Source organism: Chryseobacterium gregarium DSM 19109, assembly GCF_000430845.1.
Taxonomy (GTDB): Bacteria; Bacteroidota; Bacteroidia; order Flavobacteriales; family Weeksellaceae; genus Chryseobacterium; species Chryseobacterium gregarium.
On record NZ_AUMU01000002.1, the window covers coordinates 23,664 to 47,380 of the forward strand.

Genomic DNA, 23,717 nt, shown 5'->3' on the forward strand with positions numbered 1-23,717 from the left:
TCTTTAAAATAAATCAAAATAAGTTCCGGCTTTAAAACCGATTAAACTGAAAATAATTACCCATAGGCTTACTTCCTGCATCCAATACTTGGGCAGGAACTTCAGCATCCTGCTGATGATAATCGTGGAAGGAAAGGCAAGCAGCAGCAGGTATTCATAACTTTTATTCATGTAAAGAACAATCGTAATGAGCTGTGCTATGGAGAACACCAGCAGGAACGTATATTTATACCTGCTGACCGGGCTCTTCTTATTATAATTTTTAAAATGGTCGTATACGGCATAAGCCAGCATACCGGCAATCAGGGCTAAAGGGATTAATTCTTCATAATCCGTTACCATTTTCATCTTTCCGAAAGGGAAGTAATCCGTATTCCAGGAGGTATAATTTAGGAAGAACATCACGGAAAAATAACTGAGGGCAATCAGAATAACCCCTAATAAGAATCTAAAAATATTCAGTCCGATTCTTTCCGAAGTGGCTACCAGGTGAATCATCACGAAAACCGCCATGGGCCAGGTCGTTGGAAGGAAAATAAAATTAAGGGCTACAATGGAGCCTACCAAGACATAAGATTTCTTTCTGATGTCTTCATTGGTGCTGGTGAGCAGCAGTAAAAGAAAAGAATTGGTAAGCAGGGCAACGGCAAGTCCGACATCTATTTTACCGGGATAAAGCCCGAAAATAAAAAATGTATATAAAAATAAAGGCAGATGCGTCTGGTAATTCAGTGCAATGCTGTGAAAACAGAAATATCCCAAGGCAATTCCCAGAAAAGTAATTCCTGCGATAACAGCCTCATAAGTGTTGAAATTCAAAAGGTTAAAAGATATTACTATTAACAGAAGAAAACCAATATAAACAGGGATTGAAAAAATATTGCTTTCTTTTGAAAGTAATCTAAACATTTTTTATAAATTTGTACAAAGTTAATTTAAAAAAGGAAAATAATGACGTCTTTCTTTCTATTCTTGAGCAAAGTTTTCAAATGGTCTTTCAGTTTCTTTGATACTTTCGGTAATGTGCTAAACTGGATTCTGTTTTTCGTTTGCTGCGTATTGTTTACGTACTGGTGCTACGTTTTGGTAGCTACTTTAGGCGGAAACAAAGACAAAGACTATTATTCTCCAACGGAGGGTAAGAACCCGTATTATGATCCGAACATCTATAAAAGAGAAGGTTAATTAATTGGTTATATAGTAAAAAGCCGATCAAATGATTTTATTTGGTCGGCTTTTTTATAGGTATTGATGATTAACTTATTGGTGATAATGTATCGGAAGCACCAGGACAGGAACTTCAGAGTCTTTGGTAATTCCTTTGGTAAGGCTTCCTACAAATACATCATAGATGCCGCTTCTTCCGTGGGAACCCATGACGATGAAGTCCGCATTTTTGTTTTTGGCATGTTCAAGGATAATGTCTTTGGCAATGCCTTGTTTCAGAAGGTGCTCACACTCTACATCCTGAGCCAGGATTCTCTGCTGTATCGCATTCAGCTGTACCAGCTCTTCTCTGATTTCATTTTCTTCCACTTCCGGGAAATACTGAAAGCCCATATCACCGATGGCAAAACCAATGTCTGAAGGCGCAACATGAATCAGGAAAATCCTCCCCTTTACCTGCTTCGCAAATTTAACCGCTCCGTTGACCAGCTCTTCTGTTCTATCCCCAAAATCTACGGGTAATACAATATTTATCATGACCTCTCATTTTGTATACTAAAGATAAGAAAATTATGCCAGAACAGATGTTAAATTACTTATAATATCCGGATGTCAAGAATCTTCTGATCTTCCAGATAGCCTTCAAGAATATCATGTTCCTCAACTTTTCCGACCCCTTTAGGAGTTCCTGTAAAAATCAGGTCTCCGACCCTTAACGTAAAATACTGGGAAACAAATGCGATAATGTCGTCAATTGTAAAGATCATATCTTTTGTATCTCCGTCCTGCACTTTCTCTTTGTTTTTCAGTAAGCTGAAAGATAGGGATTCAAGGTTGTACTTCTCTTTTTTAAAGAAATCCCCTACCACTGCAGAACCGTCAAACCCTTTGGCGAGCTCCCAGGGCAGGCCCTTGGATTTCAGCTCGCTCTGAAGATCACGTGCGGTAAAATCAATTCCCAACCCGATTTCTTCATAATGTTTGTGTGCCGTTTCCTTCTGGATGTATTTTCCGCCTTTTGAAATTTTAACGACCACTTCCAGTTCGTAATGAACGTCATTCGAAAATTCGGGGATATAAAAATCGTTGCCTTTCAGAACAGCCGTATCTGGTTTCATAAAAATGACCGGTTTTTCAGGGATTTCGTTTCCCAGTTCTTTGGCGTGTTCGCCGTAATTTCTTCCGATGCAGATTATTTTCATAATGTTATTTATTACTAATTATGTATTGCTTATTTTTTTCAGGAGCTGTTTCCCGCTTTCCGTTGCAATCTTTTTCTTCAAAAAAGGATTTCCACTGCAATCGGGGCTAAGGCTTATGTCTGTTATTTCAATGTCAGGAACAATAAGGCATCTGTCATTTAATAAGAACCGGCATGTTGCTTTATTCAGAATAACAGGAAATTGTCGCTTTTAATGTTCAAATCCGTTCCCGCAGTAATAACAGATAAACTTATGGCTCGTCAGAATCGAAATCCCGAAGAAGCTTGTAGCACTGTCGTCTCTGTAGATATGGTTGGACCCGCATTTCGGGCACACAAAATCAAATTCCGGATCCTCGATCATATGCTCCACTTCCAGCGGAAATTCTTCATTTTCCTTATAATCCTGTAACACCTGCTTTGCCTTCTCCAGATCGTCTTCAAAAACCTGCAGCTGGATACCGCCCACAGCCTGTGAAAGCAGCCAGTCCGACTGGATCAGCTGTTCATTCGCAATGAAGCTGTTGATGCCGCTTTCAGCAAGGATCTGTTTGTCCCTGTTCGCCTGAAGGGCCGTTTCGTAAAATCTGAATTTAACAAGCTCGCTCATTTTTTAAAATTTACTGGATAACTGGATTTTTGTAAAAACTTTTTTGGTATACAAAGGGAAATCGGCATTCTGAAGCCATCCGTAATAGCCGATATCTTTTTTGAAAACGGACTTCACGCTTTGGCCTTTGTACTTCCCGAAAGCAAAGATTTCTTCATTTTTTTCATTGAAATGAATCATGCCTGCCAGGTCTGCAAATTTATTCTGGGTTGAAAATTCGCTTAGATCTGTAATTTCCTTTGGAACATCATCATATTTTCCAACCTGGGCATCCAGAACTTCAAAGGTCGCCATCACGTCAGCTTCCGCAGAATGGGCGTTCTCCAGGGCTTTTCCACAATAGAATTGATAGGCAGCGCCTAAGTTTCTCGGTTCTTTTTTAAAGAAAATGGTCTGTGCGTCTACCAATTTGAATTTGCTCAAATCAAAATCAAAATCAGCACGCAGCAATTCTTCAGCCAGCAACGGAACGTCAAACCGGTTGGAGTTATAACCTCCCAGATCTGCACCGGTGATCATTTCAAGTACTTTTGATGCAATTTCTCGGAAAGTAGGCGCATCTTTTACGTCTTCATCATAAATTCCGTGGATCTCGCTGCTTTCTTTCGGGATCGGCATTTCAGGATTGACCTTCCATGTTTTGCTTTCGCGGGAAGCATCGGGATTCACCTTTAAGATACAGATTTCTACGATCCGGTCTTTTCCGATATTCGTTCCTGTGGTTTCTAAGTCAAAAATACAAAGAGGCTTATATAATTTTAAGTTCATTTTTTTAATTTGAAAATTTGAGAATGTATTGATTTGAAAGGGTCTTCATTTCCGGATTCTTTCTATTTAAGCTGTTTCTGAAAGATCATTGAAATCAGGATATAATAAAGAATCACCAGCGGAATCCCGACTGTTTTAAATAATATTAAAATAATGACCGAACCGGCCAGCAAAGCAAGCTTAGGATAGTTGTCCTGCAGCTTCATCGATTTGAACTTCATTGCGATCATTTTTATAGGGCTGATCAGAAGCCATGATGAAAGAAGCGTTAACATAATGAGCAAAATTTCATTGGATAATAAAAATCCGAAGCTTCCGTTTTCTTTAAAAGCATAATACAAACCGAAAATCAGAATCGTATTGGAAGGCGTATTCAACCCTTTAAAATAATATTTCTGATCCTCGTCCAGATTGAAAATCGCCAGTCTGAGGCACGAAAACAAAGTGATCAACAAACCGAAATACTTAGTCTCAAAAGGAAGATGGAATCCTGAAATGTCACTTCCGAATGGTTCCAGCATCTTGAACATCGTTAATCCAGGAATCAATCCGAAGCTTACCATATCAGCGAGGGAATCCAGCTGGACCCCCAGATTGGAATTTGCTTTTAAAGCTCTTGCCACAAAACCGTCGAAAAAATCTAGAATCAGGGAAAAAACCAGGCAGACCGCTGTGGTTTCATAGTCACCGAGAATCAGATGGATCGCGCCTACACAGCCTGAAAAAAGGTTTCCCAATGTAATGGCGTTGGCAAGGTTATTTTTAATAAAATTCATAGTCACAAAATTAAAACAATATATCAATGCAGCAATATACCAATTTAACAATATATCAATTTAAAAATGGCCCATTAAGGTTGAACATGTTAAGCATTCATGGCTGATGTATGGTATCATTATAATAGGGCATGTCAGACTGATAAATTGTTAAATTAATTTGAATTTGATGTAAATTTACACCATGAAATTGTTTAAAGAATTGAGAACACAGGAAGTTCTGGTATTGCTGTACCGGATTTTTTTAGCCTATTTTTTCTATCAGATCGCCAGGTTCCTATTCTGGTACTTTAATAAAGGCCTGATAAAGGTCGATTCCGTTTCCGATTATTTCAGCCTTTCCTACCACGGAATTGCATTTGATACCACTGCCATCTTATACGTCAATGCGCTGTTTATTCTGTTAAGCATTGTTCCGGTAATCATCAATACCCAGAAAGGATATCAGAAATTCCTTTTCTGGCTGTATTTTATAACTAACGGGATTACCTATGCGATGAATTTCGGGGATATGGTTTATTTCAAATTTTCCCAGATGAGGCTGACGTCTGCAGCACTTCAAGTAGCGCAGCATGAAGATAATATTTTTAAAGTGTTCACTGTTTCTGTCATGCAGAACCCTTTTGTCCTTTTGTGGTTTGCAGGGCTGATGGTGCTTTGGGTTTTTCTTTACGGGAAAGTAAAAGTCAGGGGACAAAAGCCGGTAAAACTCGTACCTTATTTTATCTGGTCGATAGTTGTTCTGTGCCTGACGGCAGTATTGGCAATCGGCGGGATCCGGGGGGATTTTAAACACAGCACAAGACCGATTAATCTGGTCGATGCCAACCGCTTTGTAAAGCTTCCTTCTCAGGGAAATATGGTGCTGAACAGCACATTTTCATTTTTCAGGACATTAAATACGAATAATTTTAAAGAAGTTCATTTTGTGGATGAAAAGTTCATTAATGACCAGGTTCACCCGTATAAACTCTATCAAAGAAATATTACCACCAAACCCAACATCGTAATTTTTATTGTTGAATCGTTCAGCAGGGAATATTCCGGCGCTTTCAATAAAGATACGCATATCAAAGACTATGTGTCTTACACACCGTTCATTGACAGCTTAGCGGGTGAAAGCCTGATTTTCCCCAATACTTTTGCCAATGGAAGGCAATCGATTCATGGAATGAGTTCCGTTCTGGCAGGAATACCTAGCTTAACGGATGCATTTACCAGTTCACCTTATTCCAACCAGAAAATACAGTCCATTGTTTCGGTATGTAATGAAATGGGCTATGACACCTCTTTTTATCACGGTGCTCCGAACGGTTCGATGGGGTTTTTAGGATTTGGTAATATTTTGGGTTTCAAACATTACTTCGGAAAGACCGAATACAATAACGATAAAGATTTTGATGGCATGTGGGCGATCTGGGATGAACCGTTTCTCCAGTATTTTGCTAAAAATGCAGGCGGGACACAGCCTTTTATGGCTACGGTTTTCACGGCTTCATCGCATCACCCCTTTAAAATTCCTGAAAAGTATAACGGGAAGTTCAAAAAAGGGAAAAACCAGATGCATGAACCGATGCAGTATACCGATTATGCCATTAAAAAATATTTTGAAACGGCAAAGAAGCAGCCGTGGTTCCATAATACGATTTTTGTTTTTACCGGAGATCATACGAATGAAATTTATTACCCGGAATATGAAAAAGCCATGAACCGTTTTGCCGTTCCGCTGATTTTTTATTCCCCCAATCAGGACTATCATTTAAAAGGAGTCAGTCAGGAATTTGCCCAGCAGATTGATATATATCCGACATTGGCGGATTTAATCGGGTACAACAAAAAAATAAGAAGCTGGGGGAGAAGCCTGGTCAGTGAAAATCAATACCCGCCGATTATTGCCAATTCAGACGGTGCCGTGGAGCAGTTTATTATCGGAAACTATATTTACCGTTTCGACGGGAAAGACGTAGTGGGGATTTTTGATAAAAAAGACCTGGGTCTGGAAAAAAATCTGATGGACCAGCTTAAGACCAGTCCCGAAGCTGAAAAAGGAAAACAGATCGCGAAGGCCTGGTATCAGGATTATATGAACAGGGTGATCAACAGGAAAATGTATTGATTATCCGTCTGAAATAAATGAATAATTTTAAATGAACGGTTATCAATGGTCTTTTGTAATCATAATCTGTTAAGAGCTGATTAGGTTTCCCTTGAATTCAGATGATTTTAAAATCCCGCACAGTTTTTGATATATATGCTCCGGATAATAAATTTTTTTGTTTATTTAGAATTAATTTATATTTTTAGCGGTAAATTAACAACAGAAATTTATTATTGAAATCAAAACTATAAGAAATATGAAAAAATTATTATTAACATTTGTCCTTTCTCTGTTTGGAGTCATGTCATTTGCTCAGATCGAAGGAAAATGGAAAACCATAGATGATGAAACCAAGCAGGCCAAATCTATCGTGGAAATCTATAAGAAGGGAGACCAGTATTACGGTAAGATTTCCCAGCTGCTTATAAAGCCTGCCAATGCTAACTGTACGGAATGTAAAGGTGACAGGAAAGGGAAGCCGATTTTAGGACTGGAGATCATCAGAGGGCTTAAAAAAGAAGGGGATGAATTTACCGGAGGAACCATTACCGATCCTAAATCAGGTAAAACGTATAGATGTACCGTTACAAGAAGCGGTGATAAACTGAACGTAAGAGGATATATGGGTGTTTCGATGTTTGGTAGATCCCAGACATGGCAGAAAGTGAATTAATTTAGCATTAAATAAAATTAATCAGCGGCATTTCATTAAATGAGATGCCGTTTTTTTATGTACATAATAAAAAAACACTATTTTTGTACTCTAAATTTTTCAAATAAATATGGCAGAATATACTTTTCGTGAGGTAATTGCACAGGCAATGAGCGAGGAAATGCGTAAAGACGAATCCATTTTTTTAATGGGGGAGGAAGTAGCAGAATACAACGGTGCATATAAGGCTTCAAAAGGAATGCTGGATGAATTTGGTGCTAAAAGAGTAATCGATACACCCATTGCGGAACTTGGTTTTACAGGGATTGCTGTTGGGGCTGCGATGAATGGTAACAGGCCAATTGTAGAGTACATGACATTCAATTTCTCACTGGTAGGGATTGATCAGATTATCAATAATGCAGCGAAAATTCGCCAGATGAGCGGCGGACAGTGGAACTGCCCTATCGTTTTTCGTGGACCTACCGCTTCGGCAGGTCAGTTGGGAGCAACGCACTCTCAGTCTTTTGAGAACTGGTTTGCCAATATTCCGGGCCTTAAAGTTGTGGTTCCGTCCAACCCTTATGATGCAAAAGGATTGCTGAAAACAGCTATTCAGGATAATGACCCGGTTATTTTCATGGAATCTGAACAGATGTACGGCGATAAAATGGAAATTCCTGAAGAAGAATATTATTTACCGATCGGAAAGGCAGACATCAAGAAAGAAGGGACTGACGTTACGTTGGTTTCTTTCGGGAAAATTATGAAGCTGGCGATCCAGGCTGCTGAAGATCTGGCTAAAGAAGGCATTTCTGTGGAGGTGATTGATCTGAGAACGGTTCGTCCTTTGGATTATGATACGGTTCTGACCTCAGTTAAAAAGACCAACCGTTTGGTGGTATTGGAAGAAGCATGGCCGTTCGGTTCAGTAGCATCTGAAATTACCTATATGGTACAGCAGAAAGCATTCGATTACTTAGATGCGCCGATCAAGAGAATTACCACTCCTGATGCTCCTGCACCTTACTCTTCCGCTTTATTTGCCGAATGGTTCCCGAAACTTGAAAAAGTGAAAGAGGAAATTAAAAAAGCGATGTACGTAAAATAATACAATGATTATAGAGAAAAACTTCCGAAAGGAAGTTTTTTCATTTATTCTATTCATGAAGAATAGTTCACGGGGTTGTAAATTTGATTTAAATTTGCGCTTTCAAAAATAAAATTAGCTGATATGGCAGAAGGTATAGAAGGCGGTCATCATATTGACATTAAGAAGCTTTCTTTCATTGGAATTTTGGTTTCTCTTGGGATCGTTTTCGGAGATATAGGTACTTCACCGCTTTATGTAATGAAAGCAATCGTCAACGCCAGAGAAAGCGGAAGCACGATGCCTTTCAATGAATATATAGAGGGAGCACTTTCCTGTATTATCTGGACGCTGACCCTCCAGACGACCATTAAATATGTGATCATTGCCCTCAGGGCAGACAACAAGGGCGAAGGCGGAATTTTAGCTTTGTTTTCTTTGGTCAAGAATCTTAAAAAAGGATGGCTTTACCTTATCGCTATCATAGGGGCGGCAGCACTGGTTGCCGATGGTGTAATTACCCCTTCGCTTACCGTGATGTCGGCAATTGAAGGTTTGGAAATATATAATCCGCATACACCGGTAGTCCCTATTACGATTGCCATCTTAATCGTTATTTTCGTGGTTCAGCAGTTCGGGACCAGTTTTATCGGAAAGTTCTTCGGGCCGGTGATGGTGATCTGGTTCCTGGTGTTAGGCGGATTAGGCCTGTCGCATCTGAGCGAAAACTTTGAGATTTTACGATCTTTCAATCCCTATTACGGCTATAAGCTGATTGCCAATTCACCGAGTGCCATTGTCATCCTGGGAGCTGTTTTCCTCTGTACAACCGGAGCGGAAGCACTGTATTCCGATCTGGGTCACTGCGGGGCGAAAAACATCAGGGTAAGCTGGGCATTCGTAAAGATCATGCTGATTCTGAACTATCTTGGGCAGGGTGCGTGGCTGCTGACGAACTACAATACGCCCGGTTTTTCTGTAGTTAACCCCTTCTTCGGAATCATGGAAGAATGGATGGTTATTCCGGGAGTTATCCTGGCCACCGCGGCTGCCATCATTGCGAGCCAGGCATTGATTACCGGCTCGTTTACCATTTTCTCTGAAGCGATGTCGCTTAACCTGTGGCCGAATCAGAAGATTGATTATCCGTCAGGGGTAAAAGGCCAGATGTATATTCCGAGAATCAATTGGGGGCTTTTGCTGTTGTGCATCGTCGTCGTTCTCCATTTCAGGGAATCGGGTAAAATGGAAGCGGCTTATGGTCTTTCCATTACGGTAACAATGTTGATGACCACTATTCTTTTGGTTTTCTGGCTGCTGAAGCGAAGGGTCAACAAAGTAGTCATTCTGTTTTTTGCTTTGGTTTATATGGCCATTGAACTTGGGTTTTTCAGTGCCAATATTATCAAATTCTTTGAAGGGGGCTGGATTACGGTTATCCTGGCAGGTTTCATCGGAGTATGTATGTACGCCTGGTACAATGGCAGATCGATCAAAACAAAGTTCATCAAATTCATTAAGCTGGAGAATTATATCCCGATTATAAAGGATATGAAGCTTGATGAAACCATTCCTAAATATGCAACCAACCTGGCTTATCTGAGCAGGGCAAAAAGAAATGATGAAATAGAATCAAAAATTATTTATTCCATTATTAAAAAACAGCCTAAGAGAGCCGACCATTATTTTATTCTGAGCATTACCAATCAGGAAGATCCATATACCTTCAAATATTCAGTGGATGAAGTGCTTCCGGGTACCATTTATAAGGTTAATTTCATGTTGGGATTCAAAATGGACAGGAGGATCAATGATTATTTCGACATGGTACTGCGGGATTTAATGGCAGACGGAACCATCCCTTCACGAAGCAGCCATCCTTCACTGAGAGCCCATAATATTCCGCCCGATCTGAAGTATGTCATTATCGATAATACCTATATTAACGATATATTGCTTACCGTAAAAGAGAAAATAATCCTCAATATCTATAATTTTGTTAAATATGTAGGAAGTGATGACTTCAAGGCATGGGGAATTACTTCACACAATGTAGTGGTGGAATCTGCGCCTATGACAGAAGATTGTGTAGGCAAATCTAAAATTCAGCAATGCGAATATATCCGTCATAACAGTTAAATTCTTTAACAGTGAGGTACAATACGTATTTAAATAAAAATCAATAAATTTGTAGATAATTTTTTTGATGGATACAATACAAAAAGAAAAGAATATTACACTGATAAAGGACGTTTTAAGAAACTACTTATTGGAGAAAGGTTTCAGGAATACGCCCGAGCGATATACCATACTGGAGGAAATTTACAGTATGGATCATCACTTCAATGTAGATGATCTGTACCTGCTGATGCTGCAGAAAAAATACCATGTTTCAAAGGCTACCATTTACAATACCATTGAGATTTTTCTTGATGCAGGATTAATCCGTAAGCATCAGTTCGGTGAAAAAACCCTTACTTCTTCATCGTATGAGAAGTCTTATTTCGATAAACAGCATGATCATCTGGTGATTTATAAAAAGGGTTCAGATAAGGAAATAGAGGAGATCATTGAGTTTTGTGATCCCAGGATCCAGGGAATTAAGGAGGGCATTGAAGAGGCATTCGGTGTAAAGATCGATTCCCATTCGCTGTATTTCTATGGCACGAAGAATGACTAAACAATCATCCATGAGACTGGTTTTTGTTGTATTGGTCTTTATTTCTACGTTTGTTTTTGCACAGGATAAACCGAAACCTATGCAGAAAGATCCGTATTTTACACCTTCGGCAGTTCCTAAAAAGAACGCCCCTCCTGCAGAAAAAGTAAAACATATCCATTCTGATGAACTGCGGAAAGATGAAAAGTATGACGGGAACAATTACTTTTCAGGGAATGTTCAGTTCGAGCATCAGGGGTCATTGTTAAATGCGGATCTGGTGATTGTTTATGAAGGCCAGAACTTTGTAAAGGCAGTCGGGAATGTAAAGCTTCAGAATGCGGACGGCTCTGTTATCACGGCAGAAGAAATGGAATATGACGGCAATACACAACGGGGGATTGCCAGGAAAAATGTGGTGCTTACCGATCCGAAAGGAACGGTCATTAAAACCGAAACCATGTATTATGACAGGGTTTCGAACCAGGCCTATTACAATACAGGAGGAACCATTAATGACGGCAAAAGTACAACCTACGCCAAAGCGGCTACTTATTTTCTTACAACTCGGACCATTGACCTTACGGGAAATGTGAAAATTGAAGATAAAGATTATACGCTGGAAGGAAGGAATGTGATCCAGAACCAGAATACGAATATTGTCGACATCAACGGGCCGACGACCATCACCAACAAAAAAAATCCGAAAAATTACATCTTTACCGAAAAGGGAAATTATAATATGAATTCCAAAGAAGCCTTTCTGTATAAGAATTCAAGTGTTCATTATAATGATAAAATCCTGACCGGTGATGAGATGTATTTCAACCAGCTGTCCGGCTTCGGAAAGGCCACAGGCAATGTAACCCTGGATGACCCGAAGGAAAGGAGATGGATCAAAGGCGGATACGGAGAGATTTTTGAAAAAAAGGATTCTGCAATGATGACCAAAAATCCTTATGCGGTAAAAGCTCTGGAAAAAGACTCGATGTATTTTGCGGCAGAAAAAATTATTTCTTACCAGAAAGCAGATCCGGGAAATATAACCGTGAAGAAAAGTTTTCTCCGGGCATTTAAAAAAGGCAGGCTTTATAAATCCAATGCACAGGGAAGGGCGGATTCTATTGCTTTCAATGAAACGGACGGCGTACTTCATATGTATACCAAGCCTGTTCTCTGGAGCAACGGGAAACAGGTGACCGGTGATAAAATAGAGGCCTATTTCAACACCCAGACAGAGAATATCGATTCTCTGAAAGTCATAGGAAATGCTTTTGCCATCAGCAAAGTGGATTCTCTTGACATGAAAGATGAATTCAACCAGGTGAAAGGGAAGCTGATGACCATTTATTACGGTGAAGATAACAGCATTAAAGAAGCAAAGGTGATTGGGAATGCACAGGCGATTACATATTCTGACGATGTCAATATCCAGACAAAAAAGAAAGAAAGAATAGGGATTTCACTAACATCTTGCGGAATTATTGATGCGCTTTTTGAAGAAAAGGCCCTGTATATTGTTGCCTGTAATATCGGTGCCACTTCGGATACCTATCCGATGAGCAAAATAGAACCTGAAAGGCGTAAATTTCCCGATTTTAACTGGAATACAAAAGACCGGATTCTGAAATGGCAGGACATTCTGGTTGATACCCCGAATTATCCGGAGATACAATATGAATCGGATACCACGCTGTATGATAAGGCTAAAGAAGTGGTAGAAAAGGAAAAAGCCAAAGAAGAAGCCAAAAAGCCTAAACGGGTAAGAAGATAATTCCCTGTTTACATCAAGTTTTAAAAAGATATTACTCACCATTTCCAATGCAGAAATGGTGAATTTTTTTTATCCTATCATTTAGTAATGTTAATCCCAGGCATTTTTCTAAAAATAAAATATTTTTTTCGGAATATTTTTTCAATATGTAGTGAATGCGGAATCCTTATTAGAATTGATTTTCTATGGTGTTAAATATTCAACAGTTATTGAATTGGCTGAGGATAAAATCACAATATTCTGGTTTTGTTTGCCGAATGTGCATTTTGATTAAATTTTTTGTATATATTTACTGTGTAATATTGAAATTATATTAATATTTTGTGATTTGGTGGTATCGCTTACAGATTTACTGTAAGCGATTTTTTTATTCTATCGGTTTAATTTCGGAGTCTGCCGAATGTTTTTTAGTTTTGCTGAAATTTAAAGAAGATGGACATGCAAAAAGACTTTTTTATATACCAGGCGCAGACTACACGGTTTGCGGCAGGCTTTGAAGTGGAAAGAGCGGAGGGCAGTTATATTTATGGAACTGATGGAAGGAAATATCTGGATTTCGTGGCAGGCGTTTCAGCCAATACCTTAGGCCATTCCCATCCGAAAATTGTAAACGCAATCAAAGAACAGGCAGAAAAGTATCTTCATGTCATGGTATACGGAGAGTATGCCCAGGAAAAGCCGGTGGCTTTATGCAAGCTGCTTGCTGAAGCTATTCCCGATCCTCTGGAAATTACGTACCTGGTGAACAGCGGAGCGGAAGCTATCGACGGAAGCCTGAAGCTGGCCAAACGATATACAGGGAGAGAAGAAATCGTCTCTTTTAAAAATTCTTACCACGGGAATACCCATGGCGCTTTGAGTGTTTCAGGAAACGAAGCTCATAAAAGAGAATTCCGCCCGCTGCTGCCGATGGTCTCTTTCATTGAATTCAATGACGAAAATGATTTTGATAAAATTACTGAAAAGACGGCCTGTGTAATTCTTGAAACCATTCAGGGAGCAGCCGGTTTCTTGGTGCCTGATGATGGTTATTTAATTAGATTGAAAACAAGATGTGAAGAAGTCGGTGCGTTGCTGATCCTTGATGAAATTCAGCCCGGATTCGGAAGAACCGGAAAACTGTTCTCTTTTGAACATTACGGAATAGTTCCCGATATTCTGGTGATGGGTAAAGGAATGGGGGGCGGCGTGCCGGTAGGGGCCTTCATGAGCTCAAAAAAAATCATGGAAACACTGGCGCATTCCCCTAAGCTGGGCCATATTACCACATTCGGAGGGAATCCCCTGATTGCGGCTTCCAGCTATGCTACTTTAAAAGAAGTCCTGGAAAGCGGACTGATGGAGGAGATCAATGAAAAAGAAAAATTATACCGTGAACTTCTGGTTCATCCTAAAATAAAAAATATCAACGGCAAAGGGTTGATGCTGGCAGTTAACCTCGGCTCACTGGAATATACTCTGGAAGTGGCAAAAAGATGTATGGAAAAAGGGCTGATCGTTTTCTGGCAGCTGTACCGGAATGAATACCTGAGAATTTCTCCTCCGCTGACCATTTCAAAGGATGAAATTACAGAAGGTTGTAAAATTATCCTTGAGGCATTGAATGATCTTTGAAACTGTACATATCTGCTCAGGAATAAGGACTATTGATCTTAAAAAATTGGAAATTAATTTAAAGCATCATAAACCCTTCATTCCGAAGAGTTTTTGTTCTGAGTAGAGGAATAGTTCATGAAAATTATAATTAAACACGTATTTAAAAATCTCTGATAAATATCATAAAGATTATGCAAAAAAATAAATACAATTTTGTGTAATAAAAAAATTAATTTATATATTGCGGGACGATAAAACAAAGATTATATGGCGAAACATAAAGTCCATTACGAATTTCCAATGCACTGTTTATCAGAGATTTTATATGAATATCTGGCTACTGCGGAAGGATTGTCTGAATGGTTTGCGGATGATGTAACAGAAAAGGGCGATGATTTCTTTTTCAGTTGGGGTGGCGGTCCTGCCGAGAAAGCGACTTTGATCAGGTATAAGCCTGAAGGTTTCGTGCGTTTCAGATGGGAGGAAGACGAAGGGACCAAAAACTTTTTTGAAATGACCATCACCATTGATGATATTACGGAAGATCTGGCCTTGAATATTACGGATTTCTGTGAAGAAGGGGATGAAGAGGAAAATGCCCTGTACTGGGAGAATCTTATTGAAAATCTTAGAATAAAATTAGGTGCCGCTTAAACGTAAGCCGTGCTGAATGATAAAACTGATGAACGATTTATCGTTCATTATTTTTTTATAAATAAATCAGGTTAACATTGGAAAATCAATATTTCACATCGGAAGAAATACAGGTAAGGAACCGGGCATTTTTAATGGGCGACGCCGTAAAGGTTTCCTTTTTTATCACAAATGCTGAACTGATCATGGACGAAGAATGTTATTTCTTCCTGATGGCCTCCATGAGAAAGATGAGGATGAATATTCCTCTGTCTTATACGCTGGAGTTTTTTCAGTCCCTTTTTAGGAAGGATGTGATTGAGACAAAAGGAATCAGCAACGGAATTATCAATTTTCAGGTCTTCCGGAATTCGGATGCTGCCACCTTATCAAAATCTTCCGTATCATACTTCTATGAAGTGACGGAAATGGAAGATTTTCTGGCCATTCATTCCAGGCCGTTGGAATTAGACCTGATCAAAGAAATCAATGTGAATAACAATCTTCTGAGCAACATCCGGGTTCACAGCCCGGAAAATATCTACGGAGGGATCTATGCACAGGAAAATGATCTGGACGACGTAATCCTCCTGAATCCGAACAAAAGAATTGCCCGTGCTACATCCGGCAACCTGCTGTTTCTGGAAGGAAGTGTCATCAAAGTTCCGAAACAGTCTGAGGGAGCCTATATTTCGCCGCTGCTGGAGAATTTTGTCACATTCCTGCATAAAAACAGCCTGGCTGATATCCAGGAACATGAAATCATCGCTTTTGAATCCCAGAAAGCTGAAGAAATCATGCTGGTTTCCGATGAAAAAGGCCTTTTCTCGGTAGGTAAAATCAGGAATAAAACTTTCGGAAACACCCGTTTCCCTGAACTGACACACAGCTGGAAAAACAGCTTCTCATAAATTGACAAACCCGGTAAACAACAATTTCAAGTCCTTTACCGGGTTTTATTATGAATACATCAGAAATTGTACCGTATTGATTATTTGTAGGTTGTGAAAACCTCTGCAAATTTCTGCGCGATTTCTTTTTGGCCTTTTTCGCTGACCATATATTCCCTGTCATTTGTGTTGTTGATAAACCCAAGCTCCACAAGAACAGCCGGAACTTTTGATTCCCTTAAAATGTGAAGATTTTTTTCCTGAATGCTGCGGACATCGAATTTTTCAGAAATTTTTTGAGCGAGTTTTTTTGATCCTTCTGAATTTTGGATATAAATTTCAGGTCCTGTATTCGGGGTTTCAGGCTTCGGGCTGCTGTTGATATGTAAAGAAATCATCATTTCCGGCTGCAGTTCATTAATTTTTGCAACCCGCTCCGGTAAGCTCAGGTCTTTATCGGAATCCCTTGTTAAAACGATTTCAAAAGCATCCTGACCTTGATTGTATTTTTGAATTTCTTTCGCAATCTGTAAGGTGATTTCCTTTTCAGTTAACGCATCCCGTCTGGCTCCCATATCGTTTCCGCCATGCCCGGCATCAATAATAATCAGCTTTTTATGGAGAGGGGTGAAGGATAAAAAAGCTGCAGAAAAAACAGCTAAGGCAAAAAATTGTATTGCTTTCATATTGTTAATTTTTGGTTTAACAAAGAAAGGTAATCGCAGGATTAAATAAAGTTAATAGTCTCTTAAATATTGTTAAGATTTTTAAAATTTATTAACGGTATGTTTAGTTTAAGGAGATATCTTCAGGAGAATTGGCCCAGAGCAAATATTCTCCGCCAAGGTTCTGCATGATTGATTTCCATAAGGTCTGGTCATTGGGTAAAGTATAATCCAGATTATACACATCCACTACGGTCCATACTTTTTTCTGGATCTCATCATCAAGCTGTAGAGGAGACCAGCCGGAATAGCCTGAGAATATTTTCACATCCATAATGTTAAGTTCACCGTTGAGGACTGCACTGATGATATTTTCAATATCCTCGGTAAGATAAAATTCATGGTTGATTTCGGTAAAAGCCTCAGTCACTTTTTTTCCTTTTACAATAAAGAAAACCTTTTCATTCTCTACCGGCCCGCCGTCATAGACCTCAATTTTGAAATCGAAAAAATCTTTGAACTTACTACTCATCTGGCCGTTTTTTTTGTTTAATATCAGACCAAATGCGCCCTGTTCATTATGTTCAACAACCAATACAACCGATCTGGAAAAAATATCACCGGAAATGTCAGGTGTGGAAATTAATATTTTACCTTTGTATGAGTAATTCATACTCAAATTTAATAAAAAATATTTATGGAAAACCTGCACGATAAAAGAAAAGTGTATGAGAAATCCCAACTTATTGAAAGTGAGATAAAACAAAATCCGATCGAGCAGTTCCGGGACTGGTTCCTGGAAGCCGGTGAAAATCCTGATATTTCCGAAGCGAATGCCATGTCGGTTTCTACAGTAGAAGAAGACGGATGTCCGCGTACCCGGATGGTTCTGCTTAAAGCCTATACACATGAAGGGTTTATTTTTTACACCAATTACGAAAGCAAAAAAGGGAAATCAATTGAGAAGACCCATACGGCATGTCTTCATTTTTTCTGGCCGAATTTAGAGCGGCAGATTATTATCAAGGCCCGTCTTGAGCGTATTGCGGAAAATCTGAGTGACGGGTATTTTCATTCCAGGCCGAAGGGCAGCCAGCTGGGTGCCGCGGTTTCCCCGCAAAGCCGGGAAATCCCCGACAGGGCATTTTTAGAGAAAAAGCTGAAACAGATGGAAGAACAGTATGAAAATACTGAAGTGCCGAGGCCCGCGAATTGGGGCGGATATATCGCAAAGCCTTATGAGATTGAATTCTGGCAAGGCAGGCCCAACCGTCTTCATGACAGGATGGTCTATCAGCTGGTGAACGGTATCGACTGGAAAATATCCCGACTGGCGCCTTAACCGAGATTTGAGGAAGCTTGAATTTAACCATTCAATCTCTCTGTCATAAAATACAGACTGATTTTACAGTAGAAGATCATTTCATAGGCATAAAAAAGGCTGTTTCAATGGAAACAGCCTTTTTTATAATCGGTGTTTGATTATTTTTTCTTTTTTCCGGGTGCAGCTGCAGGCGTATTGGCCGAAGCAACGGCAGCTGAAAGATCAGCACCAGCTTTGAACTTGGCAACAGTTTTAGCTTCGATGTTGATCGGCTTTTTAGTGGCAGGATTGATACCCTGTCTTGCAGCTCTCTCTGCTACTGAGAAAGTACCGAATCCTACTAAAGATACTTTTCCGTCTTTCTTTTTTAACGTAGTCATTACGTTATCAATAAATGATTCTAAAGCAGCTTTGGCCGCAACTTTAGATATTCCCGCATCTTTAGCAATTGCGTCGATTAATTCAGACTTGTTCATAATTTTTTTAATATTAAAGTTAGTTCGTAATTATAGCAAATATAATACTATTTTGTAAATGTGCAATTTTAATGAAAAAAAATAAATAATTTTTTTGTTTTTTGGCGAAATCAGTTAAAATATGATAATTCAGAATATAACGTAAAATCTACGTTACCGGTTACTAAAATCATGCCAAATGCTTATGATCATTGACTTTAGCAATAATTGTGAATTATTTTTTATATTTATTAAATCCTGAATTTTGTTTAAATTATTAAGGCTTCCCATTATATATTATAAATTTAGTAAATAAAGCCTTTAAATATTACGGTTTATAAAATTAAATGACTGTGTTTCTGTGAGTTTTAAATTTCCTGCAAAAATCTGTTTTATAAATTTTTATTAATAAATTTGCACTATGTTAATAGAAGTTTTTAAGTCCAAGATTCACAGGGTGAGAGTTACGGCTTCTGACCTTAATTATATCGGAAGTATCACCATAGATGAAGACCTTATTGATGCCGCCGGCCTGGTAGTAGGAGAAAGGGTTTATATAGTGAATGTAAATAACGGAGAGCGTTTTGACACCTATGTCATCAAAGGAAAAAGAAAGTCCGGAGAAGTTTGCCTGAATGGGCCGGCTGCCAGAAAAGTGCAGCGGGATGATATTATTATAGTCATTGCCTATGCCCAGATGACGCCTGAAGAAGCCCGGAATTTCCAGCCGAAAATTGTTTTTCCTGATGAAACAACCAATCTTCTGACATAATTCAATGGAGAAGAAAAACAATAACCCGTTAAAATCAATTCTTACAATAGTAATTTCGCTTGCTTTTGCAGGCTTTTTTTTATGGCTGGCCCTAAAGGATTTTGACTACGCATCTTTTCATAAATCCATATCCAGGGCAAATTACTGGTGGGTACTGCTGGCTGCATGTTTCGGGATATCGGCCTACTGGTTCAGGGCCATCCGCTGGAACCTGATGCTGGAGCCGATGGGGCATCATATTTCCAACTCCAACTCACTGTGGTCCATATCTTTCGGATATTTAATGAACCTTACCATTCCCAGAAGCGGGGAAGTGGCCAGGGCAACGGCCTTGTACGGAGTTGAGAAAGTTCCTGTTGACCGGTCTTTCGGGACCATTATTCTGGAGAGGGTCGTGGATTTAATGTGTATGATCATTTTCTTGGGACTGACGATTATCTTTAAAGGTGAAGTCATTTATTCTTTTTATAAAAATTCAGGAATCGATTTTAATCCTAATAAAATCCTTATCATTCTTTTAATTTTAACCGCAGGGGCTGTTTTATTTTTCCTGTTTAAGAAAAAGTTAGCCAGAGTACCGGTTCTGGATAAAGTGATTAGTTTTATTGATGGAATTCTTCAGGGCCTGACCTCCATATTTAAATTGAAACAGAAAGGTAAATTCATAGTATATACAGCGGGAATCTGGATTTCCTATTACTTTGCCGCCTATCTGGTATGTTTTGCCCTGCCTGAAACTTCAGGATTTACGTTTGATGACGGCTTCCTTATTCTTGTTGTCGGAACCCTGGGCATGATCGTTCCGGCCAGCGGCGGGATCGGAGCTTTTAACCTGGCCATGAAATACGGCTTTATGGCCCTGTTTATTTCTATGGGAAAAAGCGGTGAACTGGGAGGCGAGATAGGCCTGACCTATTCGTTCATTTCTTTGCCGCTGCAGATTATTATCATGCTTACGATGGGGCTGATTTCTATTCCTATGCTGGCGAAAGCAAGAAACCGAAAGATGGCGGAAAAATAAATTTATACAAATATTTTTAATCTCTCAGTATAACATCCGGCCGTGAGGCCGGATTTTTTTATGGACAGAATACATCCCGTACCGGATCGGTAACTCCCGGTAGTCTTCATGATTGATTTACCGTTTACATCATTATTCGTTATAAAATATGTTGGAAAATTTCTAAAACAGCCATAACTTAGAGGAAGCAATACAATACAGAACATTATTATGGCAATTAATTTACAGAAAGGACAAAGAATAGAAATCGGATTTTCAAAAATGACCATTGGTCTCGGCTGGGATCCGAATGAAGGAAGAGGATATGATTTTGACCTTGATGCTTCCGCAATTATGATTGATGGAGACCGCAAGCTGGTGAGTGAAGATTACTTTGTTTTTTACAATAATTTACATTCTCCCGATGGAGCACTTACCCATACCGGTGATGATCCGAGCGGAAAAAACAGCGATGGTGACGATGATGAAGCCATTATTGTTGATCTTGATAAAGTGGACGAGAAGGTGGTTGAAATCCTTTTTGTAGTAACCATCGAAGATTTCGAAAGAAGAAAACAGAATTTCGGGCAGGTAAGAAATTCATACATCAGAATTATCGATAATATCAGTCATCAGGAAATTGCGAAATATGAGCTGGATGAGGATTTTTCTATTGAAACAGGCGTAGAATTCGGAAGGTTGTATAAAAAGAACGGAAGCTGGAAATTTGAAGCTTCCGGAATCGGTTACCGTGCAGACCTGTCTTTCTTTCTTGAAAAATATTATAAAGGTCAAATTATTAAATAAATCCTATGGCAATCAATTTACAAAAAGGGCAGACCATTAACCTCCGTAAAAATGAGCGTGGAGACAATGTCTATGATCTTTCGAGCGTAACCATCGGTTTGGGATGGGATGTCCGCAGACAGGGAGGTTTCTGGAACAGGATACTTAACGGAAACAATGATCCTGAATATGACCTGGATGCCATTGCCTTCCTTCTGGATAAGAACGGAAAAGTAGCCAATATGGGGAAAACGGTGCCTTCAGCTTCCGGCATGGACCTGGTGCTGTATCAGAGTGATGTTGTCTATTTCAATTCGATGCGGCATCCCAGCGGGAAAATATGGCTGACCGGCGACAATAGAACCGGTGCAGGGGATGGTGACGATGAGCAGATTATTGTGAAATTAGACCAGTTGGATGAACGCTATCAGAAAATTGTTTTTGTCGTGTCAATTTATAAGGGGAATATAAACAGGCAGCATTTCGGGATGATTGAAAATGCCTTTATCCGAGCAGTGGATGCGGGAGGGAGGGAAATTACAAAGTTCAGCCTTTCCGGGGATGTCGGTTTGAACGGGATGTGCTCGATGGTTTTTGCGGAAGTATACCGTCACAACGGCGACTGGAAATTCCGTGCCATCGGCGAACCTTATCAGACGGATAATTTTATCGATGTTTTAGCACCCTATACATATTAGGTGAAAGCCGCAGGCCATCTATTTACTGCTGTAAAGCTCAATGATAGGTCCTTTATAGAATCTGGTACAGTCAAATAAATCCTTGAAATCCTCATAAGTGTCTTTAGAAATAGGCGGTTCTGAATTCTTTGCATGGTATTCATTTTCTGCCAATGAATATATTTTTGCATGCTGGGATTTCAGAGCGTCAAACAGATAATCTCCGTTGGTTGTTTTATTCATTAAACTGGTAAAGAATATTCCGTAAATAAGAAACTGGTTGAAATTTTCCGAATCGGTAATCCGGCTGATCTTTACGGGTGCATGTTTTTCATAGTCTGACATGATCTGCCGTATATTTTCAATAGGCACAGAAGAGGTAATTTCATAAAATAGGTCAATGCCATGTACAAAAAGCTGGGTTTTTATTTCCTCAGGATCTGAAGCATATTGGGTATTGAACCAACTGAAAATACACAGAAGCTCCTCTTTTGAAAGGGTTTGGATATCTTCCTGAACTTTTTTCCGGATAAGTTCCAGGCTGGTCTTTTTATCTTCCTCAAGAAATTCCAGTACCTGATCCTCTTCACGGCAGAGCTTGTTATACAAATTGATCTTTGCGGCAACAGGATTAATTTTTATGAAATAAAGCTTTTCTGCCATAATATGATGTGAACGATTCGGTTTTGGTATTGTCCCTACTAAGGTAACGAAAAATTCAACATAAAAGTGATATAATTATTTTATATGTAATTTTTTAATGAATTAACAGGCAAAAACCAATTTATACCATGAACATCAAAGGAATACCATTACTTCATTCTTGCATTCATAATCCTTTTCTGGATTGCATTTGATCTAATATTTAATTTTTCTATTACCGATGATCCGGTAGTGGCTTTCAAGTACTATTTACTGCGACTGCGGATCGAAGTAGGCTTTAAAAGTCAGAGGGTCTTCTGTTTTGCCTTCGGATGTTTCGAGGTATTCATGGTATTCTTCCGGGTGCTTTTCCATATAGACCATCACGATGGACAGGTTGATCAACAGGTTTTTGTCTTCTGAGCCCAGGCTTAATGCGGTCTTTAAATATTTCAGGGCCGTTTCATTTTCTCCCATATCCGAATAAATCGCCCCGATATTGATTAAAGCTGCCGTATTCTGAGGCTCGATAAGCAGAATTTCATCCAGTTCCTTAATCAAAAGATCATTGATCGCATCCCAGTGATCTTCATTGTCCCACCTTTTGGCCTGGAGTTTTTTTACGTTTTCTAATCGTTTCGTAATGGTATTCATTGTTTAAAATTAAAAAATTGATTCTGCAATTTACAATTTAATTAAGGAGTGATAGTGCCAGGATCGGATTCAGCTGCTTTCCGATTACAATGATTAACTGTTATCGATACTGAAGAAATTAAGTTCTCTGCCGGTTTTTTTAAGGTGATAGGATTGCTTTGACGGGTGGTGATAGAAACGTTTTAATATCCTTAAAATAAAAGATCAGCCTGATACCTGATTATTTCCCTACCATGGTTATTTCTCTCATTGTTTTTGTTTTTTATCTCGATTTTTTACTAGTGAAAATAATACAATGGCCGATACTAACCCTAACATAGCTAAGATCATCATGGCGAAGCTTGTTATGAAATTGTAAAATAAAGAGCCCTGAAAGTAAAACAGATCCGTAGACAGGAACAGTTTGCTTTTCTCCTGGTTTCCCGGATGGTAGAAAACGACAAAATCTTTCTTTTCGATTTTCTCTGAAACCGATTGGGAAAACTCATTAACAAGCTCATCACGTTTCTGGCTGTTCCAGAATGGGTAATATTTTTTTAAAGCTTCGGATTCTGTTTTCGTGTATAATGTCCTGCCCGGTTGATAGGCGTAATACACATCAGTATAGGAATTTCCCATCCGTTTGTAACCGCTGTCCCAGGAAGGTAGTGCTTTTATTTCTTTGGCATCAATCGTTTTCCAGTTCCAGTGGGATATTTTGAATTCCTGAATGCTGAGAAAAGGAGAAAGAGACATCATGGTAATAAGCACCAGATAAACGGCACTTAGAATTATTGAAAAATCTCTGATTACATAACGAAATCCGGTTTTCAAATATCTTAAACCCTT

27 protein-coding genes are annotated in these 23,717 nt (G+C 39.1%); 15 read left to right on the top strand and 12 right to left on the bottom strand.

Translation table 11 applies throughout. From position 1 onward, the window contains the following. Window positions 1-3: 3 nt before the first annotated feature. Window positions 4-909: a DUF6427 family protein gene (locus H561_RS0102780; protein ID WP_027385630.1), complete on the bottom strand. Its 906-nt coding sequence runs from the start codon at window positions 907-909 to the stop codon at window positions 4-6. 42 nt (window positions 910-951) lie between these two features. Between H561_RS0102780 and H561_RS0102785 the strand changes: the two genes are divergently transcribed. Further along, window positions 952-1,185, top strand: a complete 234-nt coding sequence (locus H561_RS0102785; protein ID WP_027385631.1) for a DUF6341 family protein — start codon at window positions 952-954, stop codon at window positions 1,183-1,185. A gap of 75 nt (window positions 1,186-1,260) precedes the next feature. On the opposite strand, the gene H561_RS0102790 is transcribed toward H561_RS0102785, so the two are convergent. The 5 genes from H561_RS0102790 to H561_RS0102810 all read right to left on the bottom strand — a co-directional run bounded on the left by H561_RS0102790 (window position 1,261) and on the right by H561_RS0102810 (window position 4,522). Further along, entirely contained in the window at window positions 1,261-1,704 is a 444-nt protein-coding gene (locus tag H561_RS0102790) for a universal stress protein (protein WP_027385632.1), read from the bottom strand. A gap of 59 nt (window positions 1,705-1,763) precedes the next feature. Continuing rightward, window positions 1,764-2,369, bottom strand: a complete 606-nt coding sequence (locus H561_RS0102795; protein WP_027385633.1) for a fumarylacetoacetate hydrolase family protein — start codon at window positions 2,367-2,369, stop codon at window positions 1,764-1,766. 210 nt (window positions 2,370-2,579) lie between these two features. Beyond that, on the bottom strand, window positions 2,580-2,978 hold the full coding sequence (locus tag H561_RS0102800) for a putative signal transducing protein (RefSeq protein WP_027385634.1): 399 nt from the start codon (window positions 2,976-2,978) through the stop codon (window positions 2,580-2,582). 3 nt (window positions 2,979-2,981) lie between these two features. Beyond that, window positions 2,982-3,746, bottom strand: coding sequence for a 3'-5' exonuclease (locus H561_RS0102805; RefSeq protein ID WP_027385635.1), 765 nt, complete (start codon window positions 3,744-3,746; stop codon window positions 2,982-2,984). A gap of 62 nt (window positions 3,747-3,808) precedes the next feature. After that, entirely contained in the window at window positions 3,809-4,522 is a 714-nt protein-coding gene (locus tag H561_RS0102810) for a CDP-alcohol phosphatidyltransferase family protein (protein ID WP_027385636.1), read from the bottom strand. A 184-nt stretch (window positions 4,523-4,706) separates the two neighbouring features. Between H561_RS0102810 and H561_RS0102815 the strand changes: the two genes are divergently transcribed. The 9 genes from H561_RS0102815 to H561_RS0102855 all read left to right on the top strand — a co-directional run bounded on the left by H561_RS0102815 (window position 4,707) and on the right by H561_RS0102855 (window position 15,935). After that, window positions 4,707-6,638 (top strand): LTA synthase family protein, encoded by a 1,932-nt coding sequence (locus tag H561_RS0102815; RefSeq protein ID WP_051349286.1) that lies wholly within the window; start codon window positions 4,707-4,709, stop codon window positions 6,636-6,638. 238 nt (window positions 6,639-6,876) lie between these two features. Next, on the top strand, window positions 6,877-7,293 hold the full coding sequence (locus H561_RS0102820; protein WP_027385638.1) for a DUF2147 domain-containing protein: 417 nt from the start codon (window positions 6,877-6,879) through the stop codon (window positions 7,291-7,293). A 109-nt stretch (window positions 7,294-7,402) separates the two neighbouring features. Next, complete coding sequence (locus H561_RS0102825) at window positions 7,403-8,383, top strand: pyruvate dehydrogenase complex E1 component subunit beta (protein ID WP_027385639.1); 981 nt, start codon at window positions 7,403-7,405, stop codon at window positions 8,381-8,383. A gap of 123 nt (window positions 8,384-8,506) precedes the next feature. Then, the gene (locus tag H561_RS0102830) at window positions 8,507-10,501 is read left to right on the top strand and encodes a KUP/HAK/KT family potassium transporter (protein WP_027385640.1); all 1,995 of its coding nucleotides are present in this window, start codon (window positions 8,507-8,509) and stop codon (window positions 10,499-10,501) included. 67 nt (window positions 10,502-10,568) lie between these two features. Next, window positions 10,569-11,042: a Fur family transcriptional regulator gene (locus tag H561_RS0102835; protein ID WP_034761267.1), complete on the top strand. Its 474-nt coding sequence runs from the start codon at window positions 10,569-10,571 to the stop codon at window positions 11,040-11,042. Window positions 11,043-11,052: 10 nt separating this feature from the next. Further along, window positions 11,053-12,795 (top strand): OstA-like protein, encoded by a 1,743-nt coding sequence (locus H561_RS0102840; RefSeq protein ID WP_027385642.1) that lies wholly within the window; start codon window positions 11,053-11,055, stop codon window positions 12,793-12,795. Window positions 12,796-13,233: 438 nt separating this feature from the next. Beyond that, complete coding sequence (locus H561_RS0102845) at window positions 13,234-14,409, top strand: aspartate aminotransferase family protein (protein WP_027385643.1); 1,176 nt, start codon at window positions 13,234-13,236, stop codon at window positions 14,407-14,409. A gap of 249 nt (window positions 14,410-14,658) precedes the next feature. Beyond that, window positions 14,659-15,045, top strand: a complete 387-nt coding sequence (locus H561_RS0102850; RefSeq protein ID WP_027385644.1) for an START-like domain-containing protein — start codon at window positions 14,659-14,661, stop codon at window positions 15,043-15,045. 77 nt (window positions 15,046-15,122) lie between these two features. Next, complete coding sequence (locus tag H561_RS0102855) at window positions 15,123-15,935, top strand: aminotransferase class IV (protein ID WP_027385645.1); 813 nt, start codon at window positions 15,123-15,125, stop codon at window positions 15,933-15,935. A gap of 80 nt (window positions 15,936-16,015) precedes the next feature. Here H561_RS0102855 and H561_RS0102860 read toward each other — a convergent pair whose 3' ends face one another. Both H561_RS0102860 and H561_RS0102865 read right to left on the bottom strand, forming a co-directional pair. After that, on the bottom strand, window positions 16,016-16,600 hold the full coding sequence (locus H561_RS0102860) for an N-acetylmuramoyl-L-alanine amidase family protein (protein ID WP_027385646.1): 585 nt from the start codon (window positions 16,598-16,600) through the stop codon (window positions 16,016-16,018). A 103-nt stretch (window positions 16,601-16,703) separates the two neighbouring features. Beyond that, on the bottom strand, window positions 16,704-17,252 hold the full coding sequence (locus tag H561_RS0102865; protein ID WP_027385647.1) for a YqgE/AlgH family protein: 549 nt from the start codon (window positions 17,250-17,252) through the stop codon (window positions 16,704-16,706). 24 nt (window positions 17,253-17,276) lie between these two features. On the opposite strand from H561_RS0102865, the gene pdxH reads away from it, so the two are divergent. After that, window positions 17,277-17,921 carry a pyridoxamine 5'-phosphate oxidase gene (pdxH, locus tag H561_RS0102870; RefSeq protein ID WP_027385648.1) on the top strand — a complete coding sequence of 215 codons (645 nt, stop codon included), beginning with the start codon at window positions 17,277-17,279 and terminating at the stop codon, window positions 17,919-17,921. A gap of 140 nt (window positions 17,922-18,061) precedes the next feature. On the opposite strand, the gene H561_RS21945 is transcribed toward pdxH, so the two are convergent. Then, entirely contained in the window at window positions 18,062-18,379 is a 318-nt protein-coding gene (locus H561_RS21945; RefSeq protein ID WP_051349287.1) for an HU family DNA-binding protein, read from the bottom strand. Between the two features lie 400 nt (window positions 18,380-18,779). Between H561_RS21945 and panD the strand changes: the two genes are divergently transcribed. From panD to H561_RS0102895, 4 genes are all read left to right on the top strand, one after another. Beyond that, window positions 18,780-19,130 carry an aspartate 1-decarboxylase gene (gene panD, locus H561_RS0102880; protein WP_027385649.1) on the top strand — a complete coding sequence of 117 codons (351 nt, stop codon included), beginning with the start codon at window positions 18,780-18,782 and terminating at the stop codon, window positions 19,128-19,130. Window positions 19,131-19,134: 4 nt separating this feature from the next. Then, on the top strand, window positions 19,135-20,151 hold the full coding sequence (locus tag H561_RS0102885; RefSeq protein ID WP_027385650.1) for a lysylphosphatidylglycerol synthase transmembrane domain-containing protein: 1,017 nt from the start codon (window positions 19,135-19,137) through the stop codon (window positions 20,149-20,151). Between the two features lie 210 nt (window positions 20,152-20,361). Continuing rightward, entirely contained in the window at window positions 20,362-20,937 is a 576-nt protein-coding gene (locus tag H561_RS0102890; RefSeq protein WP_027385651.1) for a TerD family protein, read from the top strand. 5 nt (window positions 20,938-20,942) lie between these two features. Further along, a complete protein-coding gene (locus H561_RS0102895) occupies window positions 20,943-21,614 on the top strand; it encodes a TerD family protein (protein WP_027385652.1) in 672 nt (223 codons plus the stop codon). Window positions 21,615-21,632: 18 nt separating this feature from the next. Here the strand turns inward: H561_RS0102895 and H561_RS0102900 are convergent, their stop codons facing one another. From H561_RS0102900 to H561_RS0102910, 3 genes are all read right to left on the bottom strand, one after another. Then, the gene (locus H561_RS0102900; protein WP_027385653.1) at window positions 21,633-22,256 is read right to left on the bottom strand and encodes a hypothetical protein; all 624 of its coding nucleotides are present in this window, start codon (window positions 22,254-22,256) and stop codon (window positions 21,633-21,635) included. A 249-nt stretch (window positions 22,257-22,505) separates the two neighbouring features. Next, on the bottom strand, window positions 22,506-22,889 hold the full coding sequence (locus H561_RS0102905; protein WP_027385654.1) for a tetratricopeptide repeat protein: 384 nt from the start codon (window positions 22,887-22,889) through the stop codon (window positions 22,506-22,508). Between the two features lie 246 nt (window positions 22,890-23,135). Continuing rightward, window positions 23,136-23,702: a hypothetical protein gene (locus H561_RS0102910; protein WP_155845718.1), complete on the bottom strand. Its 567-nt coding sequence runs from the start codon at window positions 23,700-23,702 to the stop codon at window positions 23,136-23,138. Window positions 23,703-23,717: the final 15 nt, after the last annotated feature.

Excerpts from the sequence above, each read along its gene's own strand:
- H561_RS0102780 (WP_027385630.1), bottom strand. The coding sequence starts at position 909 with ATGTTTAGATTACTTTCAAAAGAAAGCAATATTTTTTCAATCCCTGTT.
- H561_RS0102785 (WP_027385631.1), top strand. The coding sequence starts at position 952 with ATGACGTCTTTCTTTCTATTCTTGAGCAAAGTTTTCAAATGGTCTTTC.
- H561_RS0102790 (WP_027385632.1), bottom strand. The coding sequence starts at position 1,704 with ATGATAAATATTGTATTACCCGTAGATTTTGGGGATAGAACAGAAGAG.
- H561_RS0102795 (WP_027385633.1), bottom strand. The coding sequence starts at position 2,369 with ATGAAAATAATCTGCATCGGAAGAAATTACGGCGAACACGCCAAAGAA.
- H561_RS0102800 (WP_027385634.1), bottom strand. The coding sequence starts at position 2,978 with ATGAGCGAGCTTGTTAAATTCAGATTTTACGAAACGGCCCTTCAGGCG.
- H561_RS0102805 (WP_027385635.1), bottom strand. The coding sequence starts at position 3,746 with ATGAACTTAAAATTATATAAGCCTCTTTGTATTTTTGACTTAGAAACC.
- H561_RS0102810 (WP_027385636.1), bottom strand. The coding sequence starts at position 4,522 with ATGAATTTTATTAAAAATAACCTTGCCAACGCCATTACATTGGGAAAC.
- H561_RS0102815 (WP_051349286.1), top strand. The coding sequence starts at position 4,707 with ATGAAATTGTTTAAAGAATTGAGAACACAGGAAGTTCTGGTATTGCTG.
- H561_RS0102820 (WP_027385638.1), top strand. The coding sequence starts at position 6,877 with ATGAAAAAATTATTATTAACATTTGTCCTTTCTCTGTTTGGAGTCATG.
- H561_RS0102825 (WP_027385639.1), top strand. The coding sequence starts at position 7,403 with ATGGCAGAATATACTTTTCGTGAGGTAATTGCACAGGCAATGAGCGAG.
- H561_RS0102830 (WP_027385640.1), top strand. The coding sequence starts at position 8,507 with ATGGCAGAAGGTATAGAAGGCGGTCATCATATTGACATTAAGAAGCTT.
- H561_RS0102835 (WP_034761267.1), top strand. The coding sequence starts at position 10,569 with ATGGATACAATACAAAAAGAAAAGAATATTACACTGATAAAGGACGTT.
- H561_RS0102840 (WP_027385642.1), top strand. The coding sequence starts at position 11,053 with ATGAGACTGGTTTTTGTTGTATTGGTCTTTATTTCTACGTTTGTTTTT.
- H561_RS0102845 (WP_027385643.1), top strand. The coding sequence starts at position 13,234 with ATGCAAAAAGACTTTTTTATATACCAGGCGCAGACTACACGGTTTGCG.
- H561_RS0102850 (WP_027385644.1), top strand. The coding sequence starts at position 14,659 with ATGGCGAAACATAAAGTCCATTACGAATTTCCAATGCACTGTTTATCA.
- H561_RS0102860 (WP_027385646.1), bottom strand. The coding sequence starts at position 16,600 with ATGAAAGCAATACAATTTTTTGCCTTAGCTGTTTTTTCTGCAGCTTTT.
- H561_RS0102865 (WP_027385647.1), bottom strand. The coding sequence starts at position 17,252 with ATGAATTACTCATACAAAGGTAAAATATTAATTTCCACACCTGACATT.
- pdxH (WP_027385648.1), top strand. The coding sequence starts at position 17,277 with ATGGAAAACCTGCACGATAAAAGAAAAGTGTATGAGAAATCCCAACTT.
- H561_RS21945 (WP_051349287.1), bottom strand. The coding sequence starts at position 18,379 with ATGAACAAGTCTGAATTAATCGACGCAATTGCTAAAGATGCGGGAATA.
- panD (WP_027385649.1), top strand. The coding sequence starts at position 18,780 with ATGTTAATAGAAGTTTTTAAGTCCAAGATTCACAGGGTGAGAGTTACG.
- H561_RS0102885 (WP_027385650.1), top strand. The coding sequence starts at position 19,135 with ATGGAGAAGAAAAACAATAACCCGTTAAAATCAATTCTTACAATAGTA.
- H561_RS0102890 (WP_027385651.1), top strand. The coding sequence starts at position 20,362 with ATGGCAATTAATTTACAGAAAGGACAAAGAATAGAAATCGGATTTTCA.
- H561_RS0102895 (WP_027385652.1), top strand. The coding sequence starts at position 20,943 with ATGGCAATCAATTTACAAAAAGGGCAGACCATTAACCTCCGTAAAAAT.
- H561_RS0102900 (WP_027385653.1), bottom strand. The coding sequence starts at position 22,256 with ATGGCAGAAAAGCTTTATTTCATAAAAATTAATCCTGTTGCCGCAAAG.
- H561_RS0102905 (WP_027385654.1), bottom strand. The coding sequence starts at position 22,889 with ATGAATACCATTACGAAACGATTAGAAAACGTAAAAAAACTCCAGGCC.